We start from the raw sequence: 18,538 nt of genomic DNA, 5'->3' as shown, positions 1-18,538 counted from the left end.
AACATCGCTGGTCTTTCCCCGCGCCGGCCTTTTCGGCATCATGGCCACGGAAAGAGGGAGGCTGGATGGCTTGGACTGAGTACCTGACGCCATTGCTGGCGGGAGCCTGGGTAACGGTCCAGCTGACCGTTTACTCGACCATTCTGGGCGCCATCCTGGCCTTTGCCTTCGGCATTGGCAAGCTGTCGCCAAACGGGCTGATCAAGGCGGTTTCCGTCGCCTATATCGAAATTTTCCGCGGCACCTCGCTGTTGGTGCAATTGTTCTGGCTGTATTTTGCCCTGCCCATTGCCGGGCAGGTCATCGGGCTCGATCTGCGCCTGCCGCCGGTGGTCGCGGGGGTGTTGGCACTGGGGCTCAATATTGGCGCCTATGGGGCCGAAGTCGTGCGCGGCGCTATCCAGTCGGTGCAGAAAAGCCAGTACGAAGCGGCGCGGGCGCTCAATTTCACGCCGCGCCAGGCCCTGTTCGGCGTCGCCCTGCCCCAGGCCATCCCCGAGATGATGCCGCCATTCGGCAATCTGGCGGTGCAGAACCTCAAGGATACCGCGCTCGTCTCCCTGATCAGCCTTGGCGACCTGGCCTTCCGCGCCGAGCAATTGCGCAACTTCACCCAGGACAGCACCACCATCTATACCGTGGTCCTGTTCATGTATTTCGGCATGGCGCTGGTCGTGACCGCCCTCATGAAGACGCTCGAGCGGCTGGTCGGCCGCTGGCGCTACGCGAGTAACTAGCCATGCTGTTCGGTATCGAATGGGACACATCGAGCGAACTGGCCTTTGCCTGGTCCATCCTGCCGATCCTGCTGATCGGTCTGTGGGTCACCGTGCAGGCAACCGTGCTGGGCTTCTTCGTCGCGCTGGTGCTGGGCCTGATCCTGGCGGTTCTCAAGGCCGCGCCCTCGCGCTTCATCTCCTGGCCGGCCAGGGCCCTGACCGAATTCATCCGCGATACGCCGCTGCTGATCCAGCTGTTCTTTCTCTACTACGTACTGCCCGAATACGGCATCGTGCTGCCGGCCTTCCTCACCGGCGCGCTGGCGCTGGGACTGCAATACAGCGCCTATACGTCTGAGGTGTATCGCGCCGGGCTCGAAGCCATCGGCCGTGACCAGCGCGAGGCGGCGCGGGCCCTCAATTTCCCCGCCGCCCACACCTTCACCCACGTCCTGCTGCCACAGGCCATTCCGCGCATCATCCCGGCCATGGGCAATTACCTGGTCTCGATCATGAAGGACGTGCCGGTGCTGTCAGTGGTGACGGTGCTCGAAATGCTCAACGTCGCCAAGATCATCGGCGACCGAACCTTCGATTACATGGTGCCGCTCTCCATGGTCGGCGGGCTCTACCTCATCATGACCCTGGTCGCCTCGGCCGGCGTGCGCTTGCTCGACATGCGCCTTCCCAAGCAAGGACTGCCCCTCAAATGAGCGATCACATCATCAAGTTCGACAAGGTCGGAAAGAGCTATGGGTCGCTCAAGGTGCTCGACGGCCTCGATTTCGAGGTCAAGCGCGGCGAGAAGGTCACCATCATCGGGCCTTCGGGATCGGGCAAGTCGACGGTGCTACGGGTGCTGATGACGCTCGAAACCATCAATGCCGGCGTGGTTTATGTCGGCAACGAGCCGCTATGGCACGAGCAGTGCAACGGCGCGTTGGTTCCCGCCGGCGAGGGGCACCTGCGCAAGATGCGCCAGCAGCTGGGCATGGTGTTCCAGCAGTTCAACCTCTTTCCGCATATGACGGTGCGCCGCAATATCGCCGAGGCGCCGGTCAAGGTGCTCGGCCTCAGCCGCCAGGATGCCAATCTGCGCGCCGAGGAACTGCTCGAAATGGTGGGCCTCGCCGACCAGGCCGATAAATATCCCCACCAATTATCCGGCGGCCAGCAGCAGCGTGTCGGCATCGCCCGCGCGCTCGCCATGCGCCCCAAGGTGATGCTGTTCGACGAACCGACCTCGGCGCTCGACCCCGAACTGGTCGGCGAAGTCCTCAACGTCATCGCCCGCCTCGCCTCCGAACATGACCTGACCATGCTGCTGGTCACCCACGAAATGCGCTTTGCCCGCGAAGTGTCCGACCGGGTCTGTTTCTTCGACAAGGGCCGGATCAAGGAACAGGGCACGCCTGAAGAACTCTTCACCGACCCCAAGGAGCAACGCACGCGCGATTTCCTCAAAGCTGTTCTCGACGCCTGACCCGACGTTCTTGCTGGCAAACTGCAAGCACTATGCAGGCACGCCCGCAGCAATGTGCAAGCATGCTGCTGGACGATTGTGCCGTTACGCCTCTAGTGTGGTCCCAGATTTAACTGGGGCCTCGATCTGGCGTGAGCGTATCAAACACCGAACGACTGAGGCTGGATGACCGGGACATCAAGATCCTGAGCATCCTGCAACGCGAGGGCCGCATCCCCAAGGCGGCTTTGGCCGAGCGCGTCAACCTTTCCGCCACGCCCTGCTGGGAGCGGCTGCGGCGCCTGGAAGATGCAGGTATTATAGAGAGTTACCAGGCACAGATCTCGCTCAAGGCCTTCGGGCCGGTGACCATCGTCTTCGTGCCGATCGAGATCGAAAACCACCGCAGCGACGATTTCGCCCGCTTCGAAAAGGCCATCGCCGCCATCCCCGAAGTCGTCGAATGCTGGGCCGTAGGCGGCGGCATGGACTACATTTGCAAGCTCATCGTCCGGCACCTGGACGATTACCAACGGCTGATCAACGATCTGCTGGCCCGGGAAATCGGCATCAAGCGCTACTATTCCTACGTCGTCACCCTCCCGATCAAGGACGAGCCATTGCCCGTCGCCCGGCTCGCCGCCAGCCAGGAATAGGTCCGCCCAACCGGCGCCAGATGATTTGCCCACTTGCCCGCTGGCAAACAGGGCTTCCCTCCGAATTTGCGACCGAGTTTGGCGAACGCCTCTCCCGCTAGCCCGATATTGTCGCAGCCAATGTGGAGGCGGCAATGTCAGCGTCAGCATCGAAAACCCACCGGCGCGCCGACCCGATCGCGGGCCTGGCCGACCCCGACCTGTTCTGCGCTTCCGCCTTCATAGACGGACAGCGCAGCAACGATAGTGCCGACACCATCGACGTGACCGATCCCGCCACCGGGCAGGTCATCGGCGCGGTTCCAGCACTGGACGGCGCTGCGTCCACGACGGCGGTCGACGCGGCCGCTAGGGCGTTTCCCGACTGGTCGGGGCTCTTGCCCCAGGAACGCGCGGCGATCCTTCGCCGCTGGTACGAGGCCATTCGCAACGCCCGCGACGACCTGGCGCTGATCATGACGCGGGAACAGGGCAAGCCGCTGTTCGAATCCCGGGGCGAAATCGACTATGCCGCCTCGTTCGTCGAGTTCTACGCCGAGGAGGCCAAGCGCCCCAATATAGAGAGCGTCACCTCCCATCTGGCCGATGCCGAAGTCGAAGTCTGGCGCGAGCCGGCCGGGGTGGCCGCCCTCATCACCCCATGGAATTTTCCCGCCGCCATGCTGACCCGCAAGGCGGCTGCGGCCCTGGCGGCCGGCTGCACCTGCGTGGCCCATCCCTCGAGCGAAACGCCGTTTTCCGCCACTGCGCTGGCCGTCCTCGCCGATCGTGCCGGAATGCCGCCCGGCGTATTCAACGTCGTCACCGGCCGTGCCGCCGAGGTAGTCGAGCCCTGGACCAACGACCCGCGCGTGCGCGTCCTCTCCTTCACCGGCTCGACCGAAATCGGGCGTCTGCTCTACCGCCAGTCGGCCGGCACGATGAAACGTCTGGTGATGGAACTGGGCGGCCTCGCGCCATTCATCGTCTTCGCCGATGCCGATCTCGACCAGGCCGTCGAAGAAGCTATCAAGGCCAAATTCGCCACCTCCGGCCAGGATTGCCTGGGCGCCAACCGCTTCTTCATCGAACGCCCGCTCTACGACGAATTCTGCCGGCGCTTCGCCGGGGCAACCGCCGCACTCACCGTCGGCCCCGGCATCGACGATCCCGATATCGGGCCGCTGATGAACCAGCGCGCCGTCGACAAGCAGCGCCAGCATGTCGAGGATGCGCTTGCCAAAGGCGCCCGCTGCCTCGTTGGCGGCAAGGCGCATCCGGCCGGCCCGCTGTTCTTTGCACCCACGGTTCTCGTCGACGTCCCCGCCGATGCCCTCGTCATGCATGAGGAAACATTCGGGCCCGTGGCGGCCATTGCGCCGTTCGACGACGAAGCCACGGTCATCGCCCGCGCCAACGACACCGAATACGGCCTCATCGCCTATCTCCACACCAACGATCCACGCCGCATCTACCGCGCCAGCCGCGCGCTGCAATTCGGCATGGTCGCCGTCAACCGCACCAAGGTGACCGGCGCGCCTATCCCCTTCGGCGGCATGAAGCAGTCCGGCCTCGGCCGCGAAGGCGCGCGACTGGGGATGGAGGCCTTCACCGAGGTCAAATATGTCTGCCGCGACTGGCGTTGATCGCTCGCGTATCTCACGGAAGGAACACAAGAAAATGCTGACCAACGACCAACTCGACCGCTGGGACCGCGACAACTTCTTTCATCCCTCGACCCATCTGGGCCAGCATGCGCGGGGCGAAAGTCCCAGCCGTATCATCACCGGCGGCTCGGGCGTCTATATCGAGGATCGCGACGGCAATCGCCTGCTCGACGCCTTTGCGGGCCTTTACTGCGTCAATGTCGGCTATGGCCGCACCGAAATCGCCGACGCCATTGCCGAACAGGCCCGCCAACTGGCGTATTATCACGCCTATGTCGGCCACGGTACCGAGGCCTCGATCACACTCGCCCAGATGATCCTGGAGCGGGCGCCCAAGAACATGTCCAAGGTCTATTTCGGCCTGGGCGGTTCGGACGCCAACGAGACCAACATCAAGATGGTCTGGTACTACAACAACATCCTGGGGCGGCCCGAAAAGAAGAAGATCATCTCGCGCTGGCGCGGCTATCACGGCTCCGGCCTGATGACGGGTTCACTGACCGGCCTCGAGGCCTTCCACAAGAAATTCGACCTGCCGCTCTCGCCAATCCTGCACACCGAGGCGCCCTATTACTTCCGCCGCCCCCGGCTGGACATGAGCGAAGCCGATTTCGTGGCCCATTGCGTGGCCGAACTCGAAGCCATGATCGAGCGCGAGGGCGCCGATACCATTGCGGCCTTCATCGGCGAGCCGGTGCTGGGCACCGGGGGCCTGGTGCCGCCGCCGCAGGGCTACTGGCCTGCCATCCAGGCCGTCCTCAAAAAGCACGATATCCTGCTCATCGTCGATGAGGTGGTCACCGCATTCGGGCGTCTTGGGGTCATGTTCGGCTCGGACAAGTACGGCCTCGAAGCCGATATCATCACCATCGCCAAGGGGCTGACATCGGCCTATGCACCGCTTTCGGGCTCGATCTTCTCCAAGCGCATGTGGGACGTGCTGGTCCGCGGCACCGACGAGAATGGCTCGATCGGGCACGGCTGGACCTATTCGTCGCATCCGATCAGTGCCGCGGCCGGGGTCGCCAATCTGTTGCTGGTGGATTCCCTGGGCCTGGTCGAGAACGCCGGCACTGTCGGCGGCTATTTCAACGCCGCCATGCTTGACGCCCTCTCGGCCCATCCCAATGTCGGCGACGTGCGCGGCGAGGGCCTGCTCTGCGCCGTCGAATTCGTCAAGGATAAGGACAGCCGCACCTTCTTCGATCCCTCCGAAAAGGTCGGTCCGAGGCTGGCCGCGGCCCTATTGGCCCGTGGCGTCATCGCCCGCGCCATGCCGCAGGGCGACATCATCGGCTTCGCCCCGCCCTTGTGTCTCAGCCAGTCAGAGGCAGACATCATCATCGCCGCATTTACTGCTGCCGTGAGCGAAGTGCTTGGGCAACCGTAGATCTGACGAACGGCGTTGCCGACCGGTATTATCGGCAACGCGCTCTGCCAGAGTAAGGACGCCCTTGACGAACCCATAGCTATATAGCTATGGGTTGTTCTATAGCCAACCAGCTATGGATTTACCATGTCGACTGCACAGGACGCGCTTTTTCGCTCGCTTGCCGATCCCACCCGGCGCGCTCTCTTCGAACGGCTTTGCCGGGAGGGCGAGAAGACTGTGGGCGACTTGACTGCAAAGGCCGGTGTCTCGCAGCCTGTCGTGTCCAAACATCTCGGCATTCTCAAACAGTCTGGTCTGGTGCAGGACCGCCGCGAGGGCCGCCAAACCCACTACAGTGCCAAACTCGTTGCCCTGACCCCGCTCATGGACTGGACCCGCCAAATGACTGGCTTCTGGGAAAGCCGGTTCGACGATCTCGAAAGTCTGCTCAAAAGGATGGACCAATGACTACCAATAGCGCGACGCAGCTACGCTCGGTCATCATCGAACGCGAAATCGCCTTCCCGCCGGAAAAACTCTGGCGCGCGTTGACCCAACCGCAGCTTATTGAAGAATGGCTGATGAAGAGCGATTTCAAGCCAGTTGCGGGCCATGAGTTCCAGTTGACGGCAGATTGGGGCGCCGTCGATTGCATGGTCGTCGAAGTCGAGCCCCATCGGCAACTCTCCTATACTTGGAACGCTTTGGGCCTGGAAAGCACGGTGACCTGGACGCTCACACCGACCAATTCAGGCACAAATCTGCGTATGGAACAGGTGGGTTTCCGTCCCGATCAGGAACAGGCCTATCGCGGCGCTCAAGTGGGCTGGAAAGCCTTCTTCTCCAAATTGGAAGCCGTTGTGGCAAAGCTCGACTGAGCTCTCATTGGCAACATCATAGGAGGGTCAGTTGAACCTGAATGCATTTATCCGCCTGTTCCATCGTTGGATGTCTATCGTCTTCACCCTCACAGTGATCGCCACGTTCATCGCACTGGCGCAGCCGACTCCCATTGTCTGGGTGTCCTATCTGCCATTGCTTCCGCTCGCCCTGCTGGCAGTCACCGGGCTATATCTGTTCGGTCTTCCTTATGTGACCCGTTGGCGTCGGGGCCGTGCCACTGGCGGGGTATGAACCTGATCATGTCTCCGCCGCGCGGATAGCGTTGTGGGTGCCTAGCCACCGGCTCCCTGATAGTTCCGTAGGCAGAACCGCCAGTGCATCATCGCCAGAAGAACGGCGACGGGGCCGGCTATGAGTGAGGCAGAAGCTGCCCAACCACCCAGCAGCACCACTTCCTTGTTCAATGCCACGGCGACCGGGACATAGCTCATGAAGCCCAACGGGGCCAAGGTGAGCAGCAGGATCTGCAGCACGCCAGGGAAGATGTTGAGGGGGTAACGGGCGAGTTCCCAGAAGCCAAAGAAAATCGAATAGAGGTGACGTGAGCGAACCCATACCAGTGCGGTGGCACCGATCATAGTCATGATGGCACAGACAATCATCGCTGCACCGATAAGCGTCGCCAACAGATAAAGCACCATCCACGGCGTCCAGTCGATTTGCACCTGCGTGAGTGCCCATGCCATCAGGCCTACCGCCAAAACAACATGTCCGGCATAACCGATATTGAGGCCCGAGAAGACCATGTAGACCCAGGGACCGATGGGTTTCACCAGGATCGCATCCATACGGCCCATCCGAACGAGCTCTTCGAGGTCGCGGAATTGCGTGAAGCTGAAGGCGGCGCCGAGCGAATAGCTGAGCAGGTGAAAGCTCAGGAGGAGCGCCATCTCCGACCAGGTCCAGCCACCCAGCGTTCCAAAGCGGGCGATGATCAGAGCAATGGCAGTGTACATGGCCCCGTAGGAGGCAAACTGCGACACCCAGCCCAGGATCATGGCGCCGGGGTACTCGGCTTTGGTCTTCACGAACATACGGACCAGTTCGGGAATGATGGTGAGTTCTCGGGTCATTGGTCACCCGCCCTGAACGACGAGGCGGTGGCGTGCTGCAGACCACAGCCAAACGAGAGCACCGAGGAGCACTGAGAGCCAGGCCAATCCTATCCCAAAGTAGATCAGCGTCTGGATGACATCCAGTTTCCCCAAATACACGGCCGCAGGATAATAGGACACCCAGGCAAAAGGCAGATGGCCGGCAATCGCTGCCAGCCAATCTGGAAAGAACCATAGCGGCAACAGGCCGCCTGAGAGCAGCGTCATGATGCTGTTAAAGAACCAGTCCAGCGACTGCGCCGTCATGAGCCAAAAAGCGGCAAGTCCGAGCAGGGTCGCCAACACAAAAAGCATCATGAAAGACAGGCCCCAATACGCAACAAAGGCCAAGGCATAAAATAGATCGGCCGGCGGCAAAAGGCCGAACGTGAGCCCGACGACCAAAGCCACCGGAACGGTCATGGCGAGAAATTCAAACGCGAAATTACCGAAATGATTAGCCAGCAGGTAAACTGGAAAATGCAGGGGCTTGAGCAGGTACACGGCGATGTCGCCGGTGCGCACGACGGTATCCACATCGTTCAGAAGCCTGGAATAATCCCAGTAGAGCACCGGCCCGGCGAGTAGCGCGTAGGTGATCATCTCCGGCAGCGTGACGCCGCCATGACTGCTCGCCCCGGTATACACCGAAATCCAGATTGCGATCCGGGCGAACATGAAGACGAGGTCACCGAACGCACCGGCCCAAACCTGATTGCGATACGCAAGGCGCGCCTGAAACGCGTTGGCTGCAAAGGCTGTGTAGGCCAGCGCTCTCACACCAGCACCGGCTTTTGTTGGTAGAAGGTGCGAATGACTTCTTCGATGGCCGGCTCGTGCAGCGCGACATCCTTGAGGTCATAGCCTGAACCAAGTTCGGTCAGAACGTCCAGAATGGAGGTATCCTCCCGATCGAGCAGGAAGTGCTTGAGCGCACCTTCATCGTGAACCAGCCGGGCCGTGCTCAGGGCCACCGCGCCGGGGTCGGAAGCAAATTCAAGCGTCAATCGCCGACGTGAACCAAGGGATTCTCGTAGCCTTGGAAGCTCACCATCGAACAGCAGCTTGCCGTCGTCGACCATGATCAGGCGCGGACATATTTCTTCGATATCTTGCAGATCGTGTGTTGTGAGCACAATGGTCGTGCCGCGTTCGCGGTTTACCTCCGAAAGAAATTTGCGCACCGCGTCCTTGCCACCACGTCGAGCCCTATGGTGGGTTCGTCCAGAAACAAGACCTTCGGATCGTGCAGGAGGGCCATGGCGATTTCCGCGCGCATGCGCTGCCCCAGGCTCAACTGACGAACAGGGCGATCGAGATAGCTGTTCATGGCCAGCATCGCGCTGAGATAGGACAGGTTTTCGGCGTATCGCGCATCGGGGATGTCGTAGATGCGCCTGTGCAGCGAGAAGCTATCGCTTACCGGCAGGTCCCACCAAAGCTGGCTACGCTGGCCGAAGACGACGCCGATTTCGCCTGCATTGATCATCCGCTCTTGATGGGGTGTACGACCAAGAACCGTCAGCGTGCCAGACGTTGGAACAAGGATCCCCGTCATCATCTTGATCATGGTGGATTTGCCGGCGCCATTCGGGCCGAGATAGCCCACCGCCTCGCCCGCAGCGATATCGAAACTGATCCCGGAGACAGCACGAACCTCCGTGAAATCCCGGCTGAAAATGCTGCGCACGGCTCCCCCGGGGCCCGGGAAACGCTTCGGCTGACGGAATGTTTTGAAGACCTCACGTACAGAAATGATGCTTTCCATGGTCTCCCGTTTCCCACATGGATCGCCGACCGGTCAGCCGGGCGGCTGCCTGTCAGTAGAGCTAGTCACTTATTGGGCTCGATGCTCGCTACCGCGCGCTCGAGCAAAAGAGATGGGTCTAAGCTCCGTTGAATAGCCTGATATCGTGCGCCGGACTACAACAAAGCCAACTGTGCATAGACCAGCAGATATCCGCTGAAGATCTTGCTTCTCGTCACCGCAGGGTCAGGCCGCCGAGCCCCTGGCGTAGGATCGGTAAAAGTCGCTTTGGGCCGGGACCGGGCCAGCAGGCACTACGCGTTCTGCCTGCTGCCCAGAACAATCCCGACCCCAACGACCAGGAGCCCACTGACATGAGCAGCCCTGCGTGACATTCGTGATCGTGGAGGGGCCACCACCTGGATCGACTATTGCTCGTGCTGGTGGTGCCGGCACTTGCCGTGGTCGGCCAGGATCTCGATCACCTGGCAGGTTTCGACCCTGCCATGGGAACAGCCCTCGACCATGCGCTCAAGTTCCGCTTCAAGCGCCAGAAGGCTCGCGATCTTTTCCTTGACCTCGGCCAGCCGCGCCTTGGCAATAACGTCCGCTTCGCCGCACGATTGGTCGGGACGGTCCTGCAGTGAAAGCAAGGTGCGAATCTGGTCGATCTCGAAACCCAGCTCGCGCGAGTGGCGAATAAAGGTCAGCCTCTCGGCATCCTTCCGGTCATAGGTCCGACGGTTGCCTTCCGTGCGAGGCGGTGGCGGCAGCAGCCCGATCTGCTCGTAATAGCGGATCGTGGGCACCTTCACCCCGGTTGCTGCCGAAACCTTGCCGATAGCGATTGCGTGCTGCATTTTCCTCTTGCTCCTATAGTCACTGGAGGATGTAGGCACCAAATGCAGAATGCAAGGAGTTGGTGCCATGACGGCCGGAATTGAAACGACACGCTTCAGTGTGCAGGGCATGGATTGTGCCAGTTGCGCTGCAAAAGTGGACACTGCTGCCCGCCGCGTGGCTGGTGTCGAAGACGTTTCCGTCTCCGTCATGGCAGGCACGATGTCGGTGAGGCATGAGGCAAAGGCCGACCTGCGTGCCATCGCCGCTCAAATCAGCAATCTCGGGTACCCGACCAAGCCCATTCGTCCGGCCCAACCGCAGGACACATCGGAGCCATCCGCCGGGCCGCACCTTCACGGCGACCCCGAGTTCAATATAGACGGCCCCTGGTCGAAAACCCGGAAGGCCTTGCTGGCCCTGGCATGCGGGGCGGCGCTTCTGGCCGCCTATCTGGTAGGGAGGCTCGCGCCGGAAATCGGTCATTGGGCGTTCCTGCTCGCCCTGCTGGTGGGGCTTGTCCCGATCGGGCGGCGAGCCATCGCAGGGGCAATGGCGGGGTCACCCTTCTCCATCGAAACCCTGATGAGCATTGCCGCGATCGGCGCCGTCATCATAGGTGCTACCGAGGAAGCCGCCACCGTGGTGTTGCTGTTCCTGGTGGGCGAACTGCTCGAGGGCGTGGCTGCCGGCCGGGCCCGATCCAGCATCAAGGGCCTTGCCGACCTGGTTCCCAAGACCGCCCAACTCATCGAAGGCGACCAGGTTCGCGAAGTGCCTGCTGCCAGCCTGGCCATCGGCGCACTGGTCATGGTCCGCCCCGGCGACCGGATTCCCGCCGATGGCACCGTCATTGAGGGCAGCAGCGCCGTCGACCAATCGCCGGTGACGGGGGAAAGCATGCCCAAGAGCACGCAGCCGGGCGACGGGGTCTTTGCCGGCACCATCAACACCGACAATGTCCTCAAGATCCGTGTCACCGCCCAGGCGAGCGATAACACCATCGCGAGGGTTATCCGTCTCGTCGAGGAAGCGCAGGAGAGCAAGGCACCCACCGAACGCTTCATCGATCGGTTCTCCCGGTTTTACACGCCCGCAGTGCTGGTGGTGGGAGCCCTGGTTGCCAGTCTGCCGCCACTGCTGCTGGGCCAATCCTGGGGCGAGTGGATCTACAAGGGATTGGCGATCCTCCTGATCGGCTGCCCGTGCGCATTGGTGATTTCGACGCCTGCGGCAATTGCCGCTGCCTTGTCGGCCGGGGCGCGGCGCGGCCTGCTGCTGAAGGGCGGCGCCATCCTCGAAGGTCTCGGCAAGATCACCATGGTGGCGTTTGACAAGACCGGAACCCTGACCCAAGGCAAGCCGCAGGTCACCGATGTCGTGGCGATCGGTATCGCGGAAGCCAAGCTCCTGTCCATGGCGGCAGCCATCGAAACCGGTTCGAGCCACCCCTTGGCCCTGGCGATCCTGGCCAAAGCCAAGGCGATGAACGTTCCGGTACCGCCGGCGATGGACGCCAAGGCTATCGGAGGAAAGGGCGTGACCGGGACCGTCGGCGGCGATCGTCTGCTGCTTGCTTCCGCGAGGGCCGCTGCCGAGCTGGGCGACATTCCAGCCCAATTGCAGGCGCGGATCGATGGCTTCAACGATGAGGGAAAGACCGTTTCAGTCCTTCTGGCCAACGATAAAATCGTGGGCATCTTCGCGATCCGTGATGAGCCGCGACCCGACGCCCATGCGGGCCTTTCGGCGCTAAGGGATGCCGGCGTCGAAACGGTGATGTTGACGGGCGACAACGAGCGCACCGCTCGTGCCATCGGATCTTCTCTTGGCATGACCGTCCGCGCCGGCCTGCTGCCCGAAGACAAGCAGCGTATCGTTCGTGAGCTTCAGGCGGCCGGCGCCATCGTCGCCAAAGTGGGCGACGGGATCAACGACGCCCCTGCCCTTGCCGCGGCCGATATCGGCATCGCCATGGGCGGCGGCACAGATGTCGCCCTGGAAACGGCCGACGCGGCCATCCTGCATGGGCGCGTTATCGATATCGCCAACATGATGCTTCTGTCGCGCGCGACCATGGCCAATATCGGCCAGAACATCACCTTGTCCCTGGGACTCAAGGCAGTTTTTCTGGTGACCACCATCCTTGGGATCACCGGGCTTTGGCCAGCGATCCTGGCCGATACCGGCGCCACGGTTCTCGTGACGGCCAACGCAATGCGGCTTCTTGGCTGGAAGGGGATGTCGGTTTTCCCTGACCGATGACGCGCCCATTGGAACCTTATCCCAGGCGAAACATGTTGCAGTTGAGGGCGCATGGGCGTCGGAAGGAAACTGCCTTGGGAGCCTCACACCGTTGACCTATCCGTTCTTCACCATCGGGCACTCCACACGCTCCATCGAGGAATTCGTAAGCCTGCTGCAGCATTCCGAGATTAAATACCTCGTGGATGTGCGCACGGTTCCACGATCCAGAACCAACCCGCAGTTCAATCTGGACGTGCTGGGCACAACCCTGCAGGAATATCAGATCGCCTACTGCCACATTGCCGGCCTGGGAGGGCTTCGTGGCAAGCAGCGTCAATTCCCGCACGCCGAAGGCAGGTTCTGGCGGAACCAGAGTTTCCAGAACTATGCGGACTATTCCCAAACACCCGAGTTCCGCGCCGGGCTGCAGCAATTGATCGATCTGGCCGAGACGGGCCGGCCGGCGATCATGTGTGCCGAGGCGGTCTGGTGGCGCTGCCACCGCCGGATCATCGCTGACTACCTGCTGGCGAAGGGCGAGACGGTCTTTCACATCATGGGAGAGGAACAGGTCACGAGTGCATCTCTCACCCGCGGCGCCAAGATCGAGGGAGACAAGGTCATTTACCCCGATGTCCACGACGACCAGTAAAGATCATCGCGCTTCCAGCATAAGCGAGGAAGGGTTCGCTACTGCGCAGTTTTATTGCTGCCATCTTGCAAAACAATTACTTGGACAAAGCTGTCACCCGCTGCGAGGATTCATCCTGAAAGGAGGGCGAGATGTATACGCGCATCCTGATTGCGACCGATGGATCGGACCTGGCGAAGCGGGGCTTGGACCATGGGTTGGCACTTGCGAAAACCCTCAAGGCAAAAGTCTTTGTACTCACGGTAACGGAACCCTGGTCCAGGGTGGGCCTGGAAGATCTATCCGCCCAGACCGGCGGCATCGACGCCGCAGCCGATTATGCGGCCACGTTGGAAAAGCAGGCCAGAGAAGTCCTTGCAGCGGCCGGAAAGCAGGCGAGCGAATTTGGAGTGGACGTGGAGCCGCTTCTTCTACGCGATCGCCATGCCGGCGAAGGCATCCTGGAGGCCGCCGAAGAACACGACATCAATCTCATCGTAATGGCCTCACACGGCAGGCGCGGCATGGCCAGGCTTCTCCTCGGGAGCGAGACGCTTGAGGTGATCACGCGCGGGAAAGTCCCCGTTCTGGTTATCAAGTAGGAAGGTGGCCGAGGATGGACAATCTGGCTGGTTTGCTGCTGTTGGGGCCATTGATCGCCTTGTATATTTGGCTGGTGATCAAGCACGACCTTTATGGAAACTATTATTCCGGCGCAGCGCTTGGTGTTCCCCCAGATCTTCCAGATACTGGCCCCACTGGCGCGGACCAGCTTGGACAGACCATGCAGCGGATTTGCCTTGCTTGCGGCTACGCCACGGCAAGTGAGTTTTTGCTCGGCGCAGAAAACGCATTCAATCAACTCACCGACGCCGCGCGCAAAGGCGAGATGACCCAGACAACTGCGCTGGCTTCGATGTCCGCGCGGGAGCGCATCGGCAGCTGTGTTGGCCTGTATAGCGGCGAGATGGCCAGCTTCGCCGAGATTGTCGGCGCGGGGATCATCGGCCGGCACGCCTGGATCAAGGTGCGGTTCGGCAGGGCCAGCGTACCCCTTGGTCTCTGGGACAGCCCCAGGAGTTGGAGCGAAAGCAGGCAACAGGCCATGACAGCGCTGCAGACCTGGACTTTTGAACGCAATCTGCGTTCAGCCGATCCCAATTGGTTTCTCGCCAGCGTGGAAGATGCGACGCACGGAGCGGACACGAAGCAGCAGTCATAGAGGTGAAACACGTGCCGGGGGCTCAATGCCACTGATGACCCATCGCTGGAAACGTGGTCATGAGAACGTAGCTCTGCAAGACCGATTGCCCGGAAAGTCGGACATGGCTAGTCTGTGATCGCCATTCAGGATCACAAGACTTGACCGAAACGCTCCGCGCTCTCCAACCGGCACACCGTCTCGCCAGCATCGAGCAGGCGGTTGACGCGTTCAGCCTGCTGCGCGACTATTTCGAGGGAGCGATCATTGTCGATGCGCAGACGCGCATCACCTGGATCGACACTCGTTATCGTGAACTGCTGAAGCTGGATCCGAGTTTCGATCCGCTCGGCCTGTCCGTCGAGGATGTCATTCCCCATTCGCTGTTGCGAAGAGTGGTAGAGACCGGGCGGCCGATATTGCTCGATATCATGGACTTCGATGATCGCCAGTTCGTGGTCTGCCGCATTCCGCTCAAGGATGAGAACGGCCATGTCGAAGGGGCGGTCGGTTTCGTCTTTTACGACAATGTCGATTATCTTGCGCCAATTCTGGACAAGTTCGCCAGCCTGCAGCAGCAGCTCAGCCGGGCCCGGGCAGCCCTCACCCGCGAGCGGCAAACCAAGTACACGCTGTCGAGCTTCGTGGGCATCAGCGAATGCGTTCGCGAACTCAAGGCGACTGTCCGGCGCTTCGCCCTGCGCGACGGCGCCGCGCTGATCGAGGGGGAAACCGGCACTGGCAAGGAATTGCTGGCCCATGCGATGCACCAGCAATCGGACCGCGCGGATGGGCCGTTCGTTGCCATCAACGTCGCCGCCATCCCCGAAACCCTGCTGGAAGCGGAATTCTTCGGGGTGGCGCCGGGCGCCTTCACCGGTGCCGACCGCAAGCCGCGCAAGGGCAAGTTCGAACTCGCCCATGGGGGCACCCTCTTTCTGGACGAAATCGGCGATATGCCGGCTTCGCTGCAAGCCAAGCTGCTGCGCGCCCTCCAGGAGGGTGAAATCGAGCCCCTGGGCTCCAACACGGTTAAGAAGGTCGATGTCCGCATCATCGCAGCGACTTCGCAGGATCTCCAAAGCCGCCTCGCCGAGAAATCATTCAGGGCGGACCTCTATTACCGGATCGCGGTTCTGACGGTTTACGTGCCGCCCCTGCGGGAGCGTCTGGAGGACATTGGACCAATCAGCGAAGTCATCCTCGAGCAGATCGCCCCTCCCCCCGACGGCAGCGGCTGGATCATCTCACCGGAAGCCATCACCCAGCTGATGCAGCATGACTGGCCCGGCAACGTGCGCGAATTGCGCAATACTCTTGAGCGGGCGGCCGCCATGGCCGCCAATGATCAGATCAGCGGACCGCTGATCGAGCGCGCCCTGCCACAGCGCCAGCGCAACAACCCCGCGGCCACCCACAAGGGCGATCTCTCCATGCGCCTGGCAGCAGCCGAGCGGCAGGCTCTGGTCGACGCACTCGCTGCCAGCGGCGGCAGCCGGACAGCCGCGGCGCGGCGGCTGGGCGTATCCCGCTCCCAGTTCTATGAAAAGCTCAAGCGCCACGCTCTCTGATCTGTCCGGCTTTCCGGACATCCTGCTAGATCGTCCCAATTCCCGGACACCTCATCACCTGACATTGCCCGGCTTGCCTCGCTGCCGGAGTTGGCACGGAACCTGCAACGTTCCGGGGAAGGATCGACTAAAGGTCCAGCAAGGGAAGAGAACGCAGTGAGCGATGCAAAGCGCACCGCATTGGTGACTGGCTCCACGAGTGGCATTGGCCTGGCGATCGCCGGCAAATTCGTCGCCATGGGTTATGACGTGGCGGTCAACAGCTTCGAGCCTGAGGCAGATGTAGCCGGAGTGATGCAGCAATTGCGCGCCGGCGCTACTGGCCGTGTCGCCTATTATCAGGCCGATCTTGCCGATGGCGAGGCGAGCCACGCGCTGGTCAAGCGGGTGATCGCCGATTTCGGCAGTCTCGAAGTCCTCGTCAACAATGCCGGCATCCAGAAGGTCGCCCCGATCGAGGCGCTGCCCCCCTCCGATTGGGATCGTATCGTTGCGGTGAGCCTGGATTCCGCTTTCCACACCATCCGCGGAGCCATCGAAGGCATGGCGCAGGCTGGATGGGGCCGCATCATAAACATCGCCTCCGCCCATGGCCTGCGAGCCTCGCCCTACAAATCGGCCTACGTCGCCACCAAGCACGGGGTGGTCGGGCTCACCAAGACCGTGGCCCTTGAGGTGGCCGAGCGAGGCGTTACAGTCAACGCCATCTGCCCCGGCTATGTCTGGACGCCGCTGGTCGCCCAGCAGGTGAAAGACCAGGCAGCGGTGCACAATTGCAGCGAAGACGAAGTGATCCGGCAGGTGATCCTGGCGCCGCAGCCGACCCGTCAGTTTGTCCAGCCCGAGGAGATTGCTGAATTGGCCGCCTATCTTTGTTCGGATTGGGCGCGCTCCATCACCGGATCGGCCATCAGCATCGATGGGGGGTGGACCGCCAAATGAGCACCGCCGCAGCAAAAGACGACATTATCCTATCCGCCCAAGGGCTGACCAAGCGCTTTGCCGGCTTCGTGGCGGTAAATGGGGTAGACCTGGCTGTGCGGCGCGGCTCCATCCACGCGCTGATCGGCCCCAATGGCGCCGGCAAGACCACCTGCTTCAATCTCCTGACCAAATTCCTGCAGCCCAGCGCCGGAGCCATCCGCTTTAATGGCCGCGACATCACCAGCCTCTCCCCCGCCGCAATCGCCAGACTTGGCGTGATCCGCTCATTCCAGATCTCGGCGGTATTCCCGCGGCTCACCGTGCTCGAAAACGTCCGCATCGCGCTCCAGCGCCGGCGCGGCGACAGTTTCGACTTCTGGCGCTCCGAAAAGGTTCTCTCCGCATTTGACGAAGATGCGCTTCGTCGGGTGGATGAGGTGGGGCTGGCCGATTACGCCGCTGCCGAGGCGGGCGATCTCTCCTATGGCCGCAAGCGGGCGCTGGAGATCGCCACCACCCTGGCGCTCGAACCGGAGCTGATGCTGCTCGACGAACCCATGGCGGGCATGGGGCAGGAGGACGTAGCGCGCATCTCGGCGCTGATCCGCCGGATCTCGGCCAACCGGACCATATTGATGGTGGAACACAATCTTTCCGTGGTGGCCGACCTGTCCGATCGCATCACGGTGCTGGCGCGTGGAGAAGTGCTCGCCGAAGGCACCTATGAGGAGGTCTCCGGGGATGCGCGCGTCATCGAAGCCTATATCGGAGCGGGCCATGAGTGACGCAGCCGCGACTGCCGCCGAAACCGCGCCTGGCGACATCCAGCTCAGCGTTCGTGATCTTAATGGCTGGTACGGCGAAAGCCACGTCCTGCACGGCGTCAGTTTCGACGTGCGCCCCGGCGAAGTCGTGACCCTGCTGGGGCGCAACGGGGCAGGCAAGACCAGTACGCTGCGCGCCATCATGGGCCTGCTGCCGCGCCGCGAGGGCTCGATAAGCTTCGAGGGACGGGAGCTTCTGGGCCTGCCCCCTCGCCAGATCGCCCGCGCCGGCATTGCATTTTGCCCCGAAGAACGCGGCATCTTCTCCACGCTCTCGGTCGACGAAAACCTCATGCTGCCGCCGATCGTGCGCCCGGGCGGGCTTGGGCGTGAGGAAGTGCTCGACATATTCCCCAATCTCAAGGAGCGCCTTTCCAGCCAGGGTACCAAGCTATCCGGCGGCGAACAGCAGATGCTGGCAATCGCCCGCATCCTGCGAACCGGCGCCAAATTCCTTCTGCTCGACGAGCCAACCGAGGGTCTGGCCCCGGTCATCGTGCAGCAGATTGGCCGAACCCTGGCGATGCTCAAGGCACGGGGCTTCACCATCGTTCTGGTGGAACAGAATTTCCGTTTCGCGGCGTCGGTCGCGGATCGGCACTACGTGGTCGAACAGGGCCGGGTGATCGACATGATCCCAAACGCAGACCTGACGGCCAACACAGCCAAGCTTCACGCCTATCTGGGCGTGTAGTGTTTGC

20 protein-coding genes and 1 pseudogene are annotated in these 18,538 nt (G+C 61.9%); 17 read left to right on the top strand and 4 right to left on the bottom strand.

Annotated features, from left to right (window positions below; translation table 11 throughout):
• The first annotated feature begins 65 nt into the window (after window positions 1-65).
• The 9 genes from ehuC (at window position 66) to C8264_RS03690 (ending at window position 6,989) form a co-directional block, all read left to right on the top strand.
• Window positions 66-737, top strand: a complete 672-nt coding sequence (gene ehuC / locus C8264_RS03730) for an ectoine/hydroxyectoine ABC transporter permease subunit EhuC (protein ID WP_108459623.1) — start codon at window positions 66-68, stop codon at window positions 735-737.
• Window positions 738-739: 2 nt separating this feature from the next.
• A complete protein-coding gene (ehuD, locus tag C8264_RS03725; RefSeq protein WP_108459622.1) occupies window positions 740-1,432 on the top strand; it encodes an ectoine/hydroxyectoine ABC transporter permease subunit EhuD in 693 nt (230 codons plus the stop codon).
• Complete coding sequence (ehuA, locus tag C8264_RS03720) at window positions 1,429-2,202, top strand: ectoine/hydroxyectoine ABC transporter ATP-binding protein EhuA (RefSeq protein WP_108459621.1); 774 nt, start codon at window positions 1,429-1,431, stop codon at window positions 2,200-2,202. The genes ehuD and ehuA overlap by 4 nt, the downstream gene beginning before the upstream one ends.
• Window positions 2,203-2,333: 131 nt before the next feature.
• Complete coding sequence (locus C8264_RS03715; protein ID WP_245892926.1) at window positions 2,334-2,837, top strand: Lrp/AsnC family transcriptional regulator; 504 nt, start codon at window positions 2,334-2,336, stop codon at window positions 2,835-2,837.
• A gap of 134 nt (window positions 2,838-2,971) precedes the next feature.
• Complete coding sequence (locus C8264_RS03710) at window positions 2,972-4,462, top strand: NAD-dependent succinate-semialdehyde dehydrogenase (RefSeq protein WP_108459620.1); 1,491 nt, start codon at window positions 2,972-2,974, stop codon at window positions 4,460-4,462.
• Between the two features lie 34 nt (window positions 4,463-4,496).
• Complete coding sequence (locus tag C8264_RS03705; protein ID WP_108459619.1) at window positions 4,497-5,873, top strand: aspartate aminotransferase family protein; 1,377 nt, start codon at window positions 4,497-4,499, stop codon at window positions 5,871-5,873.
• Between the two features lie 126 nt (window positions 5,874-5,999).
• Window positions 6,000-6,323, top strand: coding sequence for an ArsR/SmtB family transcription factor (locus C8264_RS03700; RefSeq protein WP_108459618.1), 324 nt, complete (start codon window positions 6,000-6,002; stop codon window positions 6,321-6,323).
• The gene (locus C8264_RS03695) at window positions 6,320-6,733 is read left to right on the top strand and encodes an SRPBCC family protein (RefSeq protein WP_108459617.1); all 414 of its coding nucleotides are present in this window, start codon (window positions 6,320-6,322) and stop codon (window positions 6,731-6,733) included. Before C8264_RS03700 ends, C8264_RS03695 begins: the two co-directional genes overlap by 4 nt.
• A 31-nt stretch (window positions 6,734-6,764) precedes the next feature.
• Window positions 6,765-6,989, top strand: coding sequence for a hypothetical protein (locus C8264_RS03690; RefSeq protein ID WP_205245610.1), 225 nt, complete (start codon window positions 6,765-6,767; stop codon window positions 6,987-6,989).
• A 41-nt stretch (window positions 6,990-7,030) separates the two neighbouring features.
• On the opposite strand, the gene C8264_RS03685 is transcribed toward C8264_RS03690, so the two are convergent.
• From C8264_RS03685 to C8264_RS03670, 4 genes and pseudogenes are all read right to left on the bottom strand, one after another.
• Entirely contained in the window at window positions 7,031-7,831 is an 801-nt protein-coding gene (locus tag C8264_RS03685) for an ABC transporter permease (protein WP_108459616.1), read from the bottom strand.
• A gap of 3 nt (window positions 7,832-7,834) precedes the next feature.
• Window positions 7,835-8,632, bottom strand: a complete 798-nt coding sequence (locus C8264_RS03680; RefSeq protein WP_108459615.1) for an ABC transporter permease — start codon at window positions 8,630-8,632, stop codon at window positions 7,835-7,837.
• Window positions 8,629-9,620: pseudogene (locus tag C8264_RS22825) on the bottom strand (ABC transporter ATP-binding protein). Before C8264_RS22825 ends, C8264_RS03680 begins: the two are co-directional and overlap by 4 nt.
• A 407-nt stretch (window positions 9,621-10,027) precedes the next feature.
• Window positions 10,028-10,459 (bottom strand): MerR family transcriptional regulator, encoded by a 432-nt coding sequence (locus tag C8264_RS03670; RefSeq protein ID WP_108459614.1) that lies wholly within the window; start codon window positions 10,457-10,459, stop codon window positions 10,028-10,030.
• 67 nt (window positions 10,460-10,526) lie between these two features.
• Here C8264_RS03670 and C8264_RS03665 point away from each other — a divergent pair, with 67 nt between their 5' ends.
• The 8 genes from C8264_RS03665 to C8264_RS03630 all read left to right on the top strand — a co-directional run bounded on the left by C8264_RS03665 (window position 10,527) and on the right by C8264_RS03630 (window position 18,531).
• The gene (locus tag C8264_RS03665) at window positions 10,527-12,704 is read left to right on the top strand and encodes a heavy metal translocating P-type ATPase (RefSeq protein ID WP_108459613.1); all 2,178 of its coding nucleotides are present in this window, start codon (window positions 10,527-10,529) and stop codon (window positions 12,702-12,704) included.
• 91 nt (window positions 12,705-12,795) lie between these two features.
• Window positions 12,796-13,338: a DUF488 domain-containing protein gene (locus C8264_RS03660; protein ID WP_108459612.1), complete on the top strand. Its 543-nt coding sequence runs from the start codon at window positions 12,796-12,798 to the stop codon at window positions 13,336-13,338.
• Between the two features lie 131 nt (window positions 13,339-13,469).
• A complete protein-coding gene (locus C8264_RS03655) occupies window positions 13,470-13,919 on the top strand; it encodes a universal stress protein (RefSeq protein ID WP_108459611.1) in 450 nt (149 codons plus the stop codon).
• Between the two features lie 14 nt (window positions 13,920-13,933).
• Window positions 13,934-14,539, top strand: a complete 606-nt coding sequence (locus C8264_RS03650; RefSeq protein WP_108459610.1) for a hypothetical protein — start codon at window positions 13,934-13,936, stop codon at window positions 14,537-14,539.
• 140 nt (window positions 14,540-14,679) lie between these two features.
• Window positions 14,680-16,089, top strand: a complete 1,410-nt coding sequence (locus C8264_RS03645; protein WP_108459609.1) for a sigma-54 interaction domain-containing protein — start codon at window positions 14,680-14,682, stop codon at window positions 16,087-16,089.
• Window positions 16,090-16,245: 156 nt separating this feature from the next.
• The gene (locus C8264_RS03640; RefSeq protein WP_108459608.1) at window positions 16,246-17,031 is read left to right on the top strand and encodes a 3-hydroxybutyrate dehydrogenase; all 786 of its coding nucleotides are present in this window, start codon (window positions 16,246-16,248) and stop codon (window positions 17,029-17,031) included.
• The gene (locus C8264_RS03635) at window positions 17,028-17,798 is read left to right on the top strand and encodes an ABC transporter ATP-binding protein (protein ID WP_108459607.1); all 771 of its coding nucleotides are present in this window, start codon (window positions 17,028-17,030) and stop codon (window positions 17,796-17,798) included. Before C8264_RS03640 ends, C8264_RS03635 begins: the two co-directional genes overlap by 4 nt.
• Window positions 17,791-18,531 carry an ABC transporter ATP-binding protein gene (locus tag C8264_RS03630; RefSeq protein ID WP_108459606.1) on the top strand — a complete coding sequence of 247 codons (741 nt, stop codon included), beginning with the start codon at window positions 17,791-17,793 and terminating at the stop codon, window positions 18,529-18,531. The genes C8264_RS03635 and C8264_RS03630 overlap by 8 nt, the downstream gene beginning before the upstream one ends.
• Window positions 18,532-18,538 lie beyond the last annotated feature (7 nt).

It is taken from the genome of Devosia naphthalenivorans, from assembly GCF_003056355.1.
Taxonomy (GTDB): domain Bacteria; phylum Pseudomonadota; class Alphaproteobacteria; order Rhizobiales; family Devosiaceae; genus Devosia; species Devosia naphthalenivorans.
The sequence above is the reverse complement of the archived record's forward strand: the minus strand, read 5'-3'. Positions and strand labels throughout refer to the sequence as shown.